The following is a 12,852-nucleotide window of genomic DNA, read 5'->3' as shown; positions in this document are numbered from 1 at the left end:
CCTGCGGGGGCCACTGTCAGTGGCCCCCGGTAGGTTCTCGGACGAGTAACAGGAACGTCCACCGGAGGTTGTTGACCGTGACCGACACCAGCATGCTGCCCGAGTCCTGGCGGGGTGTCCTCGGCGAGGAGCTGCAGAAGCCGTACTTCGCCCAGCTCACCGAGTTCGTCGAGGAGGAGCGCGCCAAGGGACCGGTCTTCCCGCCGAAGGACGAGGTCTTCGCCGCCCTCGACGCCACCCCGTACGACAAGGTGAAGGTCCTGATCCTCGGCCAGGACCCCTACCACGGCGAGGGGCAGGGCCACGGCCTCTGCTTCTCCGTCCGCCCGGGTGTGAAGACCCCGCCCTCCCTGCGGAACATCTACAAGGAGATGCACGAGGAGCTCGGCCACCCGATCCCGGACAACGGCTATCTGATGCCGTGGGCCGAACAGGGCGTCCTCCTGCTCAACGCCGTGCTGACGGTCCGCTCCGGCGAGGCGAACTCGCACAAGAACAAGGGCTGGGAGAAGTTCACCGACGCGGTGATCACCGCCGTCGCCTCCCGCCCCGACCCCGCCGTCTTCGTCCTGTGGGGCAACTACGCGCAGAAGAAGCTGCCGCTCATCGACGAGGAGCGGCACGTCGTGGTGAAGGGCGCGCACCCCTCGCCGCTGTCGGCGAAGAAGTTCTTCGGCTCGCGGCCCTTCACCCAGATCGACGCGGCCGTCGCGGCCCAGGGACACGAGCCGATCGACTGGCGCATCCCGGACCTCGGCTGAGCCTCGGCCCGATCCGGGCCGGGTGCGGCTAGCGTCGTCACTCTCAGTGGGTGAGCGGGTGGAGGTCGCGGTGACCGAGCAGCAGCAGGTGTCGGACGACGGGGTCATGACCAGGATCGGGCAGGCCATGATGCTGCTCCACGGCGGCGACCGCGAGGAGGCCCGCAACCGCTTCGGGCTGCTGTGGCAGCAGATCGGCCCGGACGGCGACCCCCTGCACCGCTGCACCCTCGCCCACTACATGGCGGACGCCCAGGACGATCCCGACACCGAGCTGGCCTGGGACCTGCGGGCGCTGAGCGCGGCCGAGGGGCTCGCCGAGGAGCGGCTCGCCGCGCACGACTCGGCGGCCGCCCTCCGGGCGCTCTACCCCTCGCTCCATCTGAACCTGGCCGCCGACTACGTCAAGCTCCGGCGGCCCGACGCCGCGCGGGTCCATCTGGACCGGGCCCGCGCCGCTTCGGACCACCTCGACGACGACGGCTACGGGAACGGGGTACGGGCCGCGATCGAGCGTCTGGAGCTGCGGCTCAGGGACGCGTGACCGAGGTTCACCGGTTGTACGCGCCCTGACAGATCCTGGCCTGAGTACTGCCGGGGCCCCAGCCGCCGTACCGCTCGCCCAGGTCGCAGACGTCCGCCCGGGAGACCGGCGGGTTCCCCGGTAACCCCGTGAGCTCCGGCGGTACGGGAAGGTCCGGCCGGGCCGCCGGCCGCGGATGCTCGCGCTGTCGCGGTACGGGGGCGGGGTGCGGTTTCTCCGGGCGGGGCGGCGCCGCCGCCCGCCGGTGCTGCCCCGCCGGAGACGTCACGCGGGGCGCGGCGGACGGCGGGGGAGCGGGGAGCGCCGCTTCGAGGGCCTCGCGGGCCGGGCCCTCGACGATCTGCGGTGCCACGTCCTGGGCGGGGGCGGTGTCGGCCGCGGGCGCGGGGACGGGGGTGGGCGCCGTCGGCGGGGCGTCCACCGAGACGCAGCCCGCCAGGGCGGCGACCGCCGCCCCGACCAGGATCTTCGCTGTTGTTCGGGTTCCATGCACCCGCGCAACTCTGCTGCTCCGTACGTGATCTTCGCGCCCCTACCGGCGGGGAATGCCCCGCACGGGTGAGCCGTGCGGGGCCCGGTCTTGACCGGCCCGGCCGGGGTCAGTCCCCGGTCGCGCCGTCGATGCGCTCGCGGATGAGGTCCGCGTGGCCGTTGTGGCGGGCGTACTCCTCGATCATGTGGAGGTAGATCCACCGGAGGTTGAAGGTCTCGCCGCTGCGGTGCTCGCCCGCGCCCAGGTCGTCGAGGCCACGGCCGGCGGCCAGGGTGCGCGCGTGGGCGATCTCGGCCTGCCAGGTGGCGTGGGCCTCCTCGTAGGTGTCCTCGTCCGTGACGTGGATGTCCCGGTCGTGGTCCTCCTCCGTCGAGTAGATCCACTCCGCCTTCTCGCCGGCCAGGACGCGGCGGAACCAGCCGCGCTCGACCTCGGCCATGTGCCGGACCAGGCCAAGGAGGTTGAGGTCCGAGGGCGGGGCGGACGGGGTGCGCAGCTGGGCGTCGTCGAGCCCCTCGCACTTCATCGCGAGGGTCGCGCGGTGGAAGTCGAGCCACTGCTCCAGCGCCTCGCGCTCGCCGGTGGTGGTGGCCGGGTCGACGCGCGGGGTGGTTTCGGTGCGTTCGGTGGTCATGGGCGGCATCGTCTCCCATGATCGCGGGCGGCGCCAGGGGGTGTCGTACCGATCAGGCCGGCTCCCCGAGCATGCCGCGCAGCAACTCGTCGAAGCCGGTGCGCAGTTCGGCGCGGCTCGGCACGGCCGCGTGGAAGGAGCCCGCCGCACAGGAGAACATCAGTCCCTCGCTCCAGGCGATCAGCGAGAGCGCGTGCCGTTCGGGCTCCGCGGAACCGGCCGCCGCCATCATCGCGATCAGCGGGGTGTGGAACGTCGAGCCGGCCGAGTCGAAGAAGGTGCGCAGCTCGGGCCGGCGGGTGGCCTCCAGGGCCAGCTCGTAGCGGGAGACGAGCAGGGATCGGTGGTCGGTGAGGTAGCGGTGCAGGGCGAGGGCGAGCGCGTCGACCAGCGCGTCGCCTCCGCTCTCCGGGCCGGGCAGCTCGTGCGGGGTGAGGACCTCGGCCTCCCGCTGGACCTGGCGCCGTACGGCCGTCTCCAGGAGGGCCTGGCGGGTGCGGGCGTGGTTGGACGTCGACCCCTGCGGCAGTCCGGCCCGCTCGTCCACGGCGCGGTGGGTCAGGCCCCGCATCCCGCGCTCGACGAGGAGGGCGAGCGCGGCGTCGCCGATCCGTTCGGCGCGGGAGACGGGGGTCTCCGGGGCGGGGGTCCGGGCGGTGGCTCGCGTCATGGGGACAACCTACTACCGGCGTGACTACACCTGTAGTACCGTCGCGACGGAAGGGTCACTACACCTGTAGTTCCCGGCCTGTCCCACCCGTGCCCGCCGTCCCATCCGTCCCCGCCATCCCGCCCGCCCCCGCCGTCCCGCCCGTCCTCACCGTCCGAACCGAGGAGCAGCCATGGAACAGCAGCACCGTGCCGTCATCGTCGGAGCCGGCATCGGCGGACTCACCGCCGCCGTCGCCCTGAACCGGCGCGGCTGGCAGGTCACCCTCCTCGAACGCGCCACCGACCTCGCCCCCGTCGGCGCCGGCATCGCCCTCGCCCCCAACGCCCAGCGCGCCCTCGACGTCATCGGTCTCGGCGACCGCGTCCGCGAGCTCTCCGCCTGGCAGGGCGACGGCGGCATGCGCACCCCCGCCGGCCGCTGGCTCTCCCGCACCGACGCCGAGGCCGCCGCCGCCCGCTTCGGCGGCCCCCTCGTCCTCCTCCACCGGGCCACCCTCGTCGACCTCCTCACCTCCGCCCTCCCCGAGGGCGCCGTCCGCACCGGCGTGACCGCCACCGTCACCGACCCCGGCGACGACCACCGCCCCGCCCGGCTCACCGTCTCGGACGCCAAGGCCACGGACCGCGGCGAGATCGAGGCCGGGCTCGTCATCGCCGCCGACGGCATCCACTCGGCGACCCGCCGGACCCTCTTCCCCGACCACCCCGGCCCCCGCTACTCCGGCAGCACCAGCTGGCGCGTCGTCGTCCCCGCGCCCGCGCGGCCCTTCGCCCCGCACGAGACCTGGGGCGCCGGCCGGCTGTGGGGGAGCCAGCCCCTCAAGGACGGCCGGGTCTACGCGTACGCCATGGCCGTGGCCCCCGCCGGCGCCCACGCGCCCGACGACGAGAAGGCCGAACTGCTCCGGCTCTTCGGCGACTGGCACCACCCCGTCCCCGAGATCCTCGCCGGCGTCGCCCCCGACCGGATCCTGCGGCACGACGTCCACCACCTGCCCGACCCGCTGCCCGCCTTCCACCGGGGCAGGGTCGCCCTCCTCGGCGACGCCGCGCACGCGATGATGCCGAGCCTCGGCCAGGGCGGGAACCAGGCCGTCGAGGACGCCGTCGTCCTCGCCCACCACGCCCGCACCACCCCCGGCTTCGTGCCGGGCCGCGCACTCGCCGCGTACACCGCCGACCGGCTGCCGCGCACCACGGCCATCGTCCGCAAGGCCGCCCGCACCGGCGCGATCACCATGCTCTCCGCCCGCCCCGCCGTCGCCCTCCGCACCGCGGCCGTCGGCGCCGTCTCCCGCTTCGGGCCCGGCCTCGCCCTGCGCGGCTTCGACGGCATCTGCGACTGGAACCCGCCCGTCGACCCGGTCCCCCCGGCCGGGGACGCGACCCGTCCCGCGTAAGCTGACCGGCGCGAACGGCCCTTACGGCCAGGGCCGGCGAACGACGACAAGGGAGACCCCCGTGAAGGTTGGCTGCATCGGACTCGGCGACATCGCGCAGAAGGCCTACCTCCCCGTCCTCGGCACCCTCCCCGGGGTCGAACTCCACCTCCAGACCCGCACCCCGGCGACCCTGAAGCGAGTGGCCGACACCCTGCACCTGCCCGCCGACCGGCGCCACCGCGACCTCGACTCGCTGCTCTCCGCCGGGCTCGACGCGGCCTTCGTCCACGCCTCCACCGCCGCCCACGCCGAGATCGCCGGCCGGCTGATCGAAGCCGGGGTCCCCACGTACGTCGACAAGCCCCTCGCGTACGAGTACGCCGACTCCGAGCGGATCGTGGAGCTCGCCGAGAAGCGCTCCGTCAGCCTCGCCGTCGGCTTCAACCGGCGCCTCGCCCCCGCCTACGCCCAGTGCCTCGACCACCCGCGCGAGCTGATCCTCCTCCAGAAGAACCGCATCGGCCTGCCCGAGGACCCCCGCACCCTCGTCCTCGACGACTTCATCCACGTCGTCGACACCCTGCGCTTCCTGCTGCCCGGCGAGATCGAGCACATCGACGTCCGCGCCCGGATCCGCGAGGGGCTCATGCACCACGTGGTGCTCCAGCTCTCCGGCGACGGGTTCACCGCCATCGGCATGATGAACCGGATGAACGGCTCCACCGAGGAGATCCTGGAGGTCTCGGGGCAGGACACCAAGCGCCAGGTCCTCAACCTCGCCGAGGTCGTCGACCACAAGGGGCAGCCGACCGTGCGCCGCCGCGGCGACTGGGTGCCCGTGGCCCGGCAGCGCGGCATCGAGCAGGCGGTCCTCGCCTTCCTCGACTCGGTACGGGACGGCCGGGTGCTCAGCGCCCGGGACGCCCTGCTCACCCACGAGCTGTGCGAGCGCGTCGTCCGCGACGCCCTGGCCCAGGCGTCCTGACCGCACGTCAGGCGCGGCGCCAGCGCTCGTCCACGACGACCGAGGAGAGCCGCCAGCCGTCGGCGGTGCGGCGCGCCGCGAAGGCGTAGCGGCCGCCGCAGACGAAGTCCTCGCCGGTGGCGAACCGCATCGGGTTGACGTAGTCGGCGCCGACGTCCGCCCGGTCCCCGGCCTCCGGGTACCCGCCGGGCTCCCGGAACCGCACCCGCCGGTTCACGATGAGGTGCTGGCGTACGGGAAAGAGGGGCAGCGTCGCGGCGAGCCAGTCCGCGACCTCCGCCGCCGGCCCCTCGATCCCGCCCGAGCCGCGGTAGTCGGCCCTGCCGTCCGGGGTGAACAGGCCCCGGTAGGCGTTCCAGTCGCCCTCGTCCACGGCCGCCGCGTAGCCGGTGACCAGGTCGTCGAGGGCGAATCGGTCCATCACGGTCGCGAGGTCCACGCGCTGCGTCATCGCCTCAGTGTCGGGCAGCGGACGCCGGGGGCCAAGGGGCGTGCGGCGGTCGTCGGGGCGCGGGCCGGACCGGCCACCGTGCGGCGGTCGCCGGGACGCCGGTCATACTGGCCGCCATGCGCGTGAACATCGATCCCGGCCTGACCGACCGCACCTCCTTCTACCGGCTGCTGACCGCCACCGTCGTGCCCCGGCCGATCGCCTGGGTGTCCACGGCCTCGGCCGACGGCACGGACAACCTCGCCCCGCACTCCTTCTTCACCATCTCCTCGGTCACGCCGCCGGTCGTGCAGTTCACCTCGGTCGGACGCAAGGACTCGCTGCGCAACGTCGAGGAGACGGGGGAGTTCGTGGTGAACCTCGCCCCCGAGGGGCTCTTCGAGCGGATCAACGCCACGGCCACCGACTTCCCGCGCGGGGTGAGCGAGTTCGACGCGTGCGGCATCGAGCGGGAGCCGAGCCTGCGGGTGAAGCCGCCGCGGGTCGCCCAGTCGCCGGTGGCCCTGGAGTGCGAGCTGCACAGCACGCTGCGGATCGGCGACTCCACGGTCGTCTTCGGCCGGGTCGTGCACGCGGCGGTCGACGAGTCCGTCATGGTCGACGGCCACCCCGAGATGACCCTGATGCGTCCGCTGACCCGGCTCGGCAAGAACGAGTGGGGCACCCTGGGCGGCATCGAGGAGATCGCCAGGGTGCCCTACCGGGACTGAGGCCGCCTGACGCGCGCGGCCGCCGCCCCCTCGGACGCGGCGGCCGGCGGCCCTTCCGGCAGGAGGTGCCGTACGCCTGGCGCCGTACAGCGCCGGGCGTACCTGTTCCGTCAGCCCGCGGACTCGCCCGCGTGCGGGCTGAGCACACCCATGCTGACCAGCACGATCAGCAGGATGCCGAGCAGGATCCGGTAGACCACGAACGGCATGAAGGACTTCGTGGTGATGAACTTCATGAACCACGCGATCACCGCGTAACCCACGGCGAAGGCGATGATCGTGGCGAAGACCGTCGGGCCCCAGGAGATGTGGCCGCTCTCGCCCGCGTCCTTGAGCTCGAACACGCCCGAGGCCAGCACCGCGGGGATCGCGAGGAGGAACGAGTACCGGGCCGCCGCCTCACGGGTGTAGCCCATGAACAGACCGCCGGAGATCGTCGCGCCGGAGCGGGAGACGCCGGGGATGAGCGCCATCGCCTGGCAGACGCCGTAGATCAGACCGTCCTTCACGCCGAGGTCCCTGAGCGTCTTGCGCTCGCGCATCGCACGGTGCCGGCCGCCTATCTCGTCGCGGGCGGCGAGCCGGTCGGCGATGCCGAGGACGACGCCCATCACGATGAGGGTGGTCGCCGTGATCCGCAGATCGCGGAAGGGGCCCTCGATCTGGTCCTTGAGCGTGACGCCGAGGAGACCGATCGGGATCGAGCCGACGATCACCAGCCAGCCCATCTGGGCGTCGTGGTCGGAGCGCATCGTCTTGTCGGTGAGGGAGCGGAACCAGGCCGAGACGATCCGGGCGATGTCCTTGCGGAAGTAGATCAGGACCGCCGTCTCCGTGCCGATCTGGGTGATCGCGGTGAAGGCCGCACCCGGGTCCTCCCAGCCGGCGAACGCCGCCGTGAGGCGGAGGTGCGCGCTGGAGGAGATGGGAAGGAACTCCGTCAGCCCCTGGACGAGTCCCAGGATGAACGATTCGAACCAACTCATGGGGCTAGGGCCGTCCCGTTATGTACGTGTGCGGTCAGAAGGTCGAGCGCAGCGTACATGCCCAAGATGACGGGACCACGGCGAGCCCGGTCGCACGACGGGACGCGCTACGGGAGCACCGGCTCCCGCTCCGGTCCGGGCTCCCGGGCCGCAGCCGGGACGGCGGCCCGCAGGCCGTGCCGCTTGCGCCAGGCCACCACCGCCGCGCCGAGGCCCGACAGGACGATGAACCCCGCGGAGAAGAGGAACGCCGGCGAGCCCGGCGAACCGGCCTGGGCGCCCGCCACCACGTACGCCGCCGTGTTCGGCAGGGAGCCGAGCGCCGTCGCGACCAGGAAGGGGACGTACCGCATCCGCGAGACGGCCGCGCAGTAGTTGGCCGCCGCGAACGGCACCCCGGGGAACAGCCGGATCGCCAGCATCGAACGGAACCCGTGCCGGCTCAGCTGCCCGTCCGCCGCCGTCAGCCAGCGGCCCCGCACCAGCGGCCGCAGCGCGTCCTGCCCCAGGACCCGGCCGAGGGTGAACGCGATCCCCGCGCCGAGCACCGTCCCCGCGAGCGCCCCCGTCAGACCGGCCGCCGCGCCGAAGAGCGCGCCCGCCGCCAGGTTGAGCACCGGACGCGGTACGAACGCCGCCGCGCACACCCCGTACGCGAGGCCGAAGAGCAGCACCGCCCCGGCACCGCCCGTGTGCGGCGGCCAGCCCGAGGCGAACATCCGCTGCGGCTCGTAGAGGACCACGAGGGAGGCGGCCGTGAGCAGCAGGAGCGCGAGCAGCGACAGCCGCGAGCGGGGGGAGAGCAGGGCCCGGGAACAGCGGACGGCGAGGGAGCCCGGCGGCCGGGGGACGGGAGCGAGCATTCGGGGAGAGTAACGGACGCGTCCGTAGGAGCGCCGTAATGTGCGTCATGTCCGTCCGGGTGCGCTCCCGGATCCGTCCGGGTGCGTCCCCGAGCGCGCCGCGACCGAGAGGGTTCCATGAACGACATCGCGCCACCGGCGAGGGACCTCGTGACCGGGACCGCGCCGCCCGCGGGCGCCCCCGCGACCGACACCGCGCCACCCGCGAGCGCCCGGTGAGCGCCGCCCCGCCGCCCGCGAGCGGACTCGCCGACACCGTCCTGGAGCGGCTCACCGCCGTCTACCCCGCCGCGGGGAACCCCTTCCGGGCCCAGGAGATGGTCGCGTACATGAAGGGCGCGGCTCCCTTCCTCGGCATCCGCGCGCCCGAGCGCCGAGCCCTGTCCCGTACGGTCCTCGACGGCACCCCGCGGCCCGACGAGACCGACTGCGCCGCGATCGCCCTGCGCTGCTTCGCCCTCCCGGAGCGCGAGTACCACTACTTCGCCGTCGACTACCTGCGCCGGCACGTGAAGCGCTGCTCCTCGGACTTCCTGCCGGTCGCCCGCCGGCTCGTCACCACCGTCTCCTGGTGGGACACGGTCGACCACCTCGCCGCCCACGTCGTCGGCGGCCTGGTCGCGGCCGATCCCGCCCTTGCCACCGAGATGGACGCGTGGATCGACGACGAGGACCTGTGGGTCGTCCGCACCGCCCTCCTCCACCAGCTGCGCTTCAAGGACGCCACCGACGCGGACCGGCTCTTCGCCCACTGCCTGCGCCGCTCGGCCCACCCCGACTTCTTCATCCGCAAGGCCATCGGCTGGAGCCTGCGCGAGTACGGCAGGACGGCCCCCGCCGAGGTCCGCGCCTTCGTCACCGCCCACGGCTCACGTCTCTCCCCGCTCTCCGTCCGCGAGGCCCTCAGGAACCTCTGACCCCCACCCCGGTCGCGGAACGGATCAACTCCTGGGCCAGACTCGGTACATGACGCAGACGGAGAAGCGGGCGGGGAAGCGGACGGCACTGGTCCTGGGGGCCGGAGGGCTCGTCGGAGCGGGATGGGAGGCCGGGGTGCTGCGCGGGCTCCTCGACGCCGGGATCGATCTGACCACCGCCGACCTGATCGTCGGCAGCTCCGCGGGGGCCGTCGTCGGGGCACGGCTCGCCTCCGGGCGGGGCGGGCTCGACGCCCTGTACGAGGAGCAGCTCGACGGGCAGGCCACCGAGCCCGCCGCCCGGCTCGGGGTCCCGACCGTCCTCCGGTACGCCCTCGCCGTCCTCCGCTCCCGGACCCCCGAGGAGTACGGGCGCAGGCTCGGCCGGCTCGCCCTCACCGCCCCCACGGTGGCCGAGGCGGACCGCCGCGCGACCGTCGCCCGGCGGCTCGGCCGGGCCGCCGACTGGCCCGCGCGGCCGCTGCTGATCACCGCGGTCGACGCCGAGACCGGCGAACTCACCGCGTACGACGAGGACAGCGGGGTCCCGCTGACCGACGCCGTCACCGCGAGCTGCGCCATCCCCGGCGTCTGGCCCCCGGCGACGATCGGCGGGCGCCGCTGGATCGACGGCGGCATCCACTCCACGGCCAACGCCCACCTCGCCGCCGGCCACGACCGGATCGTCGTCATCGCCCCCAGCGCCCGGGGCAGCAAGGTCGTGCTCTCCCCGGCCCGGCAGGGCGCCGACCTCGCCGCCGCCGGGGCGCGCGTCGAGGTGATCACCCCCGACGAGGCCTCCCGCAAGGCGATCGGGCGCAACGCGCTGGACCCCGCACACCGGGCGGCGGCGGCGCGTGCGGGACGGGCACAGGCCGCCACGTGCGCCCGGGCGGTCGCAGCGGTCTGGACGGGCTGACCGTCCGGGTGGGGGTCCTCGGGGGCGCCGCGCGGAGGGCCGGAACCCGGCGACGGGGGCCGTGCCCACCCTCCCCCAAGCTCTCGACTTCGCTCGAGCAGGGGGACCCCCTCGCCCCGCGGAACGATGCCCGCAGCGGTGGTGGCGTCGCCCGGCACCGGGGGCCGGAGGCCGTGGCGGCACAATGAAGGCGTGAACGAGCACATCCCCGTCATCCGCGAGGTCGATCAGGGCACCGCGCGCCTCATGCCCGACGTGGACCGGGAGCGGGCCTGGCTCCTGACGGTCGACGGCGCGCCCCAGTCGTACGTCGACCTGGACGATCCGGCGTACCTGGAGTTCGAGTACGCGCGGCGCCTCGCCCATGTCGTCGACGGCGCCGCCGAGGCCGGCGCGCCCCTCGACGTCCTCCACCTGGGCGGCGGGGCGCTCTCGCTGCCCCGGTACGTCGCCGTCACCCGGCCCGGCTCGCGTCAGGACGTGGTCGAGGCCGACCGGGGGCTGCTCGCCCTGGTCGAGGAGCACCTGCCGCTGCCCGAGGACTCGGGGACCACCGTGCACGCGGCGGACGCCCGCGCCTGGCTGGAGGCGGCGCCGGACTCCTCGGCCGATCTGATCGTGGGCGACGTCTTCGGCGGCTCGCGCGTGCCCGCGCACCTCACCTCCGTCGAGTACGCGCGCGAGGTCCGGCGCGTCCTGCGGCCCGACGGTCTCTACGCCGCCAACCTGGCCGACGGCGCGCCCTTCGCCTTCCTCCGCTCCCAGCTCGCCACCTTCGCCGTCGTCTTCCCCGAACTGGCGCTCGTCGCGGAGCCCGCCGTGCTGCGCGGCCGCCGCTTCGGGAACGCGGTGCTCGTCGCCTCCGGGCGGGGGATCGACACCGCCCGTCTCGCGCGGCGTGCGGCGGCCGACGCCTTCCCCGCGCGCGTGGAGCACGGGGAGACGCTCGACCGGTTCACCGGCGGCGCACAGCCGGTCCTCGACGCCGGAGCCGTCCCGTCACCCGTTCCCCCGGAGGGCGCCTTCGGCATCGGCTGAGGTACCGGCGGCAGGGGCGCCCGCGACCTCCTTCGTGTGCGGACGGCGCGTCAGGTTCCGTACGTCCGGCACGAGCAGGACCAGCGCGGTGACCAGCACCATCAGCGCCGCCGCGCCCCACAGCGCCTCGCTCCGGCCGAACGCGCTCTCCGCCGGGCCCGCCAGGGCCGTGGACAGCGGCAGCAGCGCCGTCGAGCCGAACCAGTCGTACGCGGAGACCCGGGACAGCTTCTCCTCCGGGATCTCCTGGTGCATGGTCGTCATCCACGAGACGCCGAAGACCTCGATCGCCACCCCGCTGACGAACATCGCCGCCGTCAGACCGGCCGCGTCCAGCGGCACGGCGAGCGCGGCGGAGGGCAGCGCGATCGGGAAGACGCACAGGGTTCCGACGAAGAGCATCCGGCGCGGTTTCCACCGGGTCATCAGGACGGCGCCCGCGACCGTCCCCGCCCCGTACGCGGCGAGCGCGATGCCCCAGGGGCGCGAGCCGCCCAACTCGTCCCGGGCGACCAGCGGTCCGTACACCGACTCGACCGCGCCGATCAGGCCCACCACCACCGAGAACTGCGCGACGATCGACCACAGCCAGGGCCGGCCGACGAACTCCCGCCAGCCCTCCCGCAGATCCGCGAAGAGTCCGCCGCCGGGCGCGCGGTCCGGGATGCCGCTCACGTCGAGGAAGGCGCGCAGGCCGCCCGCGACGGCGAAGGCGACCGCGTCGATGGCGAGGACCCAGCCCGGTCCGACGAAGGCGACGAGCGCGCCGCCGAGCGCCGCACCGCCGATGGCGGCGCCGTGCATCGCCATCCGGAAGACGGCGAAGGCACGGCTCGCCTGCTCCCCGCTGACGCTGGACATGAGCATGCCCTCGGCCGCCGGGTTGAAGAAGGCCTGACCGGTGCCGCAGAGCGCGGTGAGCACCATCATCTGCCAGATGCGGGCCTCGCCGGAGAGCACGAGGACGGCGAAGGCGGCCTGCGAGACGCAGTTGAGGGCGTTGGCCGCGACCATCACCCGGTGCCGGGGCACCCGGTCGGCCACCGCGCCGCCGATGAGCAGGAAGAGGACCAGCGGCGCGAAGCGCGCCATGGCGACCAGACCCACGTCGCCGGCGTCGCCCCCGGCGTCGAAGACCGCCCAGGTCGTGGCGATCAGCGCGCCGTGCGTGCCGAGGTTGGTCACGACGGTGGCGGCGGTGAGCAGGAGGTAGTTGCGGCCGGCCCACTCGGGGCGGCGGGAGCGGGACGGTGCCTGGTGGGGGGAGGCGGCGGGTGAGGTCACCCCGGGACTATCCCCGGCGCCTCCCCGTACTGCCAACCGGATATCCGGACGGTCCGTCAAGCTCCGAGAGTCGTCCGCCGGGGCCGGCCCGGCGGCCCCGGCGCACGGGCGGTCAGGACCCGGATGCTGCCGAGGAGGAAGAAGGTGGCGGGCACCTGCTTCTCCTTGAGGACGTCGAGGAGGTGGGGGGTGTCCTTGCCCGGTCCCGCGTCG

15 protein-coding genes and 1 pseudogene are annotated in these 12,852 nt (G+C 74.2%); 8 read left to right on the top strand and 8 right to left on the bottom strand.

The genetic code is table 11. The annotated features are described in order from the left end of the window. Window positions 1–77: 77 nt before the first annotated feature. Entirely contained in the window at window positions 78–761 is a 684-nt protein-coding gene (gene ung, locus ABZ318_RS07110; protein ID WP_030686303.1) for a uracil-DNA glycosylase, read from the top strand. Between the two features lie 70 nt (window positions 762–831). Further along, complete coding sequence (locus ABZ318_RS07105; RefSeq protein ID WP_093878975.1) at window positions 832–1,305, top strand: hypothetical protein; 474 nt, start codon at window positions 832–834, stop codon at window positions 1,303–1,305. A gap of 7 nt (window positions 1,306–1,312) precedes the next feature. Here the strand turns inward: ABZ318_RS07105 and ABZ318_RS07100 are convergent, their stop codons facing one another. The 3 genes from ABZ318_RS07100 to ABZ318_RS07090 all read right to left on the bottom strand — a co-directional run bounded on the left by ABZ318_RS07100 (window position 1,313) and on the right by ABZ318_RS07090 (window position 3,102). Then, window positions 1,313–1,798 carry a hypothetical protein gene (locus ABZ318_RS07100; protein WP_356901479.1) on the bottom strand — a complete coding sequence of 162 codons (486 nt, stop codon included), beginning with the start codon at window positions 1,796–1,798 and terminating at the stop codon, window positions 1,313–1,315. A 106-nt stretch (window positions 1,799–1,904) separates the two neighbouring features. After that, window positions 1,905–2,432 (bottom strand): DinB family protein, encoded by a 528-nt coding sequence (locus tag ABZ318_RS07095; protein WP_356901478.1) that lies wholly within the window; start codon window positions 2,430–2,432, stop codon window positions 1,905–1,907. A 52-nt stretch (window positions 2,433–2,484) separates the two neighbouring features. Next, window positions 2,485–3,102: a TetR family transcriptional regulator gene (locus ABZ318_RS07090; protein ID WP_356901477.1), complete on the bottom strand. Its 618-nt coding sequence runs from the start codon at window positions 3,100–3,102 to the stop codon at window positions 2,485–2,487. A 172-nt stretch (window positions 3,103–3,274) separates the two neighbouring features. Here ABZ318_RS07090 and ABZ318_RS07085 point away from each other — a divergent pair, with 172 nt between their 5' ends. Together ABZ318_RS07085 and ABZ318_RS07080 are read left to right on the top strand one after the other, a co-directional pair. After that, window positions 3,275–4,504, top strand: coding sequence for an FAD-dependent oxidoreductase (locus ABZ318_RS07085; protein WP_356901476.1), 1,230 nt, complete (start codon window positions 3,275–3,277; stop codon window positions 4,502–4,504). 61 nt (window positions 4,505–4,565) lie between these two features. Then, window positions 4,566–5,471: a Gfo/Idh/MocA family oxidoreductase gene (locus ABZ318_RS07080; RefSeq protein ID WP_356901475.1), complete on the top strand. Its 906-nt coding sequence runs from the start codon at window positions 4,566–4,568 to the stop codon at window positions 5,469–5,471. A 7-nt stretch (window positions 5,472–5,478) separates the two neighbouring features. Here the strand turns inward: ABZ318_RS07080 and ABZ318_RS07075 are convergent, their stop codons facing one another. Continuing rightward, window positions 5,479–5,922 carry a nuclear transport factor 2 family protein gene (locus tag ABZ318_RS07075; RefSeq protein WP_356901474.1) on the bottom strand — a complete coding sequence of 148 codons (444 nt, stop codon included), beginning with the start codon at window positions 5,920–5,922 and terminating at the stop codon, window positions 5,479–5,481. Between the two features lie 116 nt (window positions 5,923–6,038). Here ABZ318_RS07075 and ABZ318_RS07070 point away from each other — a divergent pair, with 116 nt between their 5' ends. Further along, a complete protein-coding gene (locus tag ABZ318_RS07070; protein ID WP_356901473.1) occupies window positions 6,039–6,632 on the top strand; it encodes a flavin reductase family protein in 594 nt (197 codons plus the stop codon). A 110-nt stretch (window positions 6,633–6,742) separates the two neighbouring features. On the opposite strand, the gene ABZ318_RS07065 is transcribed toward ABZ318_RS07070, so the two are convergent. Beyond that, a complete protein-coding gene (locus ABZ318_RS07065; RefSeq protein ID WP_356901472.1) occupies window positions 6,743–7,618 on the bottom strand; it encodes an undecaprenyl-diphosphate phosphatase in 876 nt (291 codons plus the stop codon). Between the two features lie 107 nt (window positions 7,619–7,725). After that, window positions 7,726–8,481, bottom strand: a complete 756-nt coding sequence (locus ABZ318_RS07060) for a VTT domain-containing protein (RefSeq protein WP_356901471.1) — start codon at window positions 8,479–8,481, stop codon at window positions 7,726–7,728. 215 nt (window positions 8,482–8,696) lie between these two features. On the opposite strand from ABZ318_RS07060, the gene ABZ318_RS07055 reads away from it, so the two are divergent. The 3 genes from ABZ318_RS07055 (at window position 8,697) to ABZ318_RS07045 (ending at window position 11,355) form a co-directional block, all read left to right on the top strand. Next, window positions 8,697–9,398, top strand: coding sequence for a DNA alkylation repair protein (locus ABZ318_RS07055; protein ID WP_356901470.1), 702 nt, complete (start codon window positions 8,697–8,699; stop codon window positions 9,396–9,398). A gap of 49 nt (window positions 9,399–9,447) precedes the next feature. Further along, on the top strand, window positions 9,448–10,317 hold the full coding sequence (locus ABZ318_RS07050) for a patatin-like phospholipase family protein (protein WP_356901469.1): 870 nt from the start codon (window positions 9,448–9,450) through the stop codon (window positions 10,315–10,317). A gap of 192 nt (window positions 10,318–10,509) precedes the next feature. Then, window positions 10,510–11,355 carry a fused MFS/spermidine synthase gene (locus ABZ318_RS07045; RefSeq protein WP_356901468.1) on the top strand — a complete coding sequence of 282 codons (846 nt, stop codon included), beginning with the start codon at window positions 10,510–10,512 and terminating at the stop codon, window positions 11,353–11,355. Here the strand turns inward: ABZ318_RS07045 and ABZ318_RS07040 are convergent. Next, on the bottom strand, window positions 11,317–12,639 hold the full coding sequence (locus tag ABZ318_RS07040) for an MFS transporter (protein ID WP_356901467.1): 1,323 nt from the start codon (window positions 12,637–12,639) through the stop codon (window positions 11,317–11,319). The genes ABZ318_RS07045 and ABZ318_RS07040 overlap by 39 nt on opposite strands. Before the next feature lie 128 nt (window positions 12,640–12,767). Then, a pseudogene (locus ABZ318_RS07035) lies at window positions 12,768–12,852 on the bottom strand (polysaccharide deacetylase family protein); the annotation flags it as partial.

This window comes from Streptomyces sp. NPDC006197 (assembly GCF_040613865.1).
Taxonomy (GTDB): Bacteria; Actinomycetota; Actinomycetes; order Streptomycetales; family Streptomycetaceae; genus Streptomyces.
This window is presented reverse-complemented; position numbering and strand designations above follow the sequence as displayed.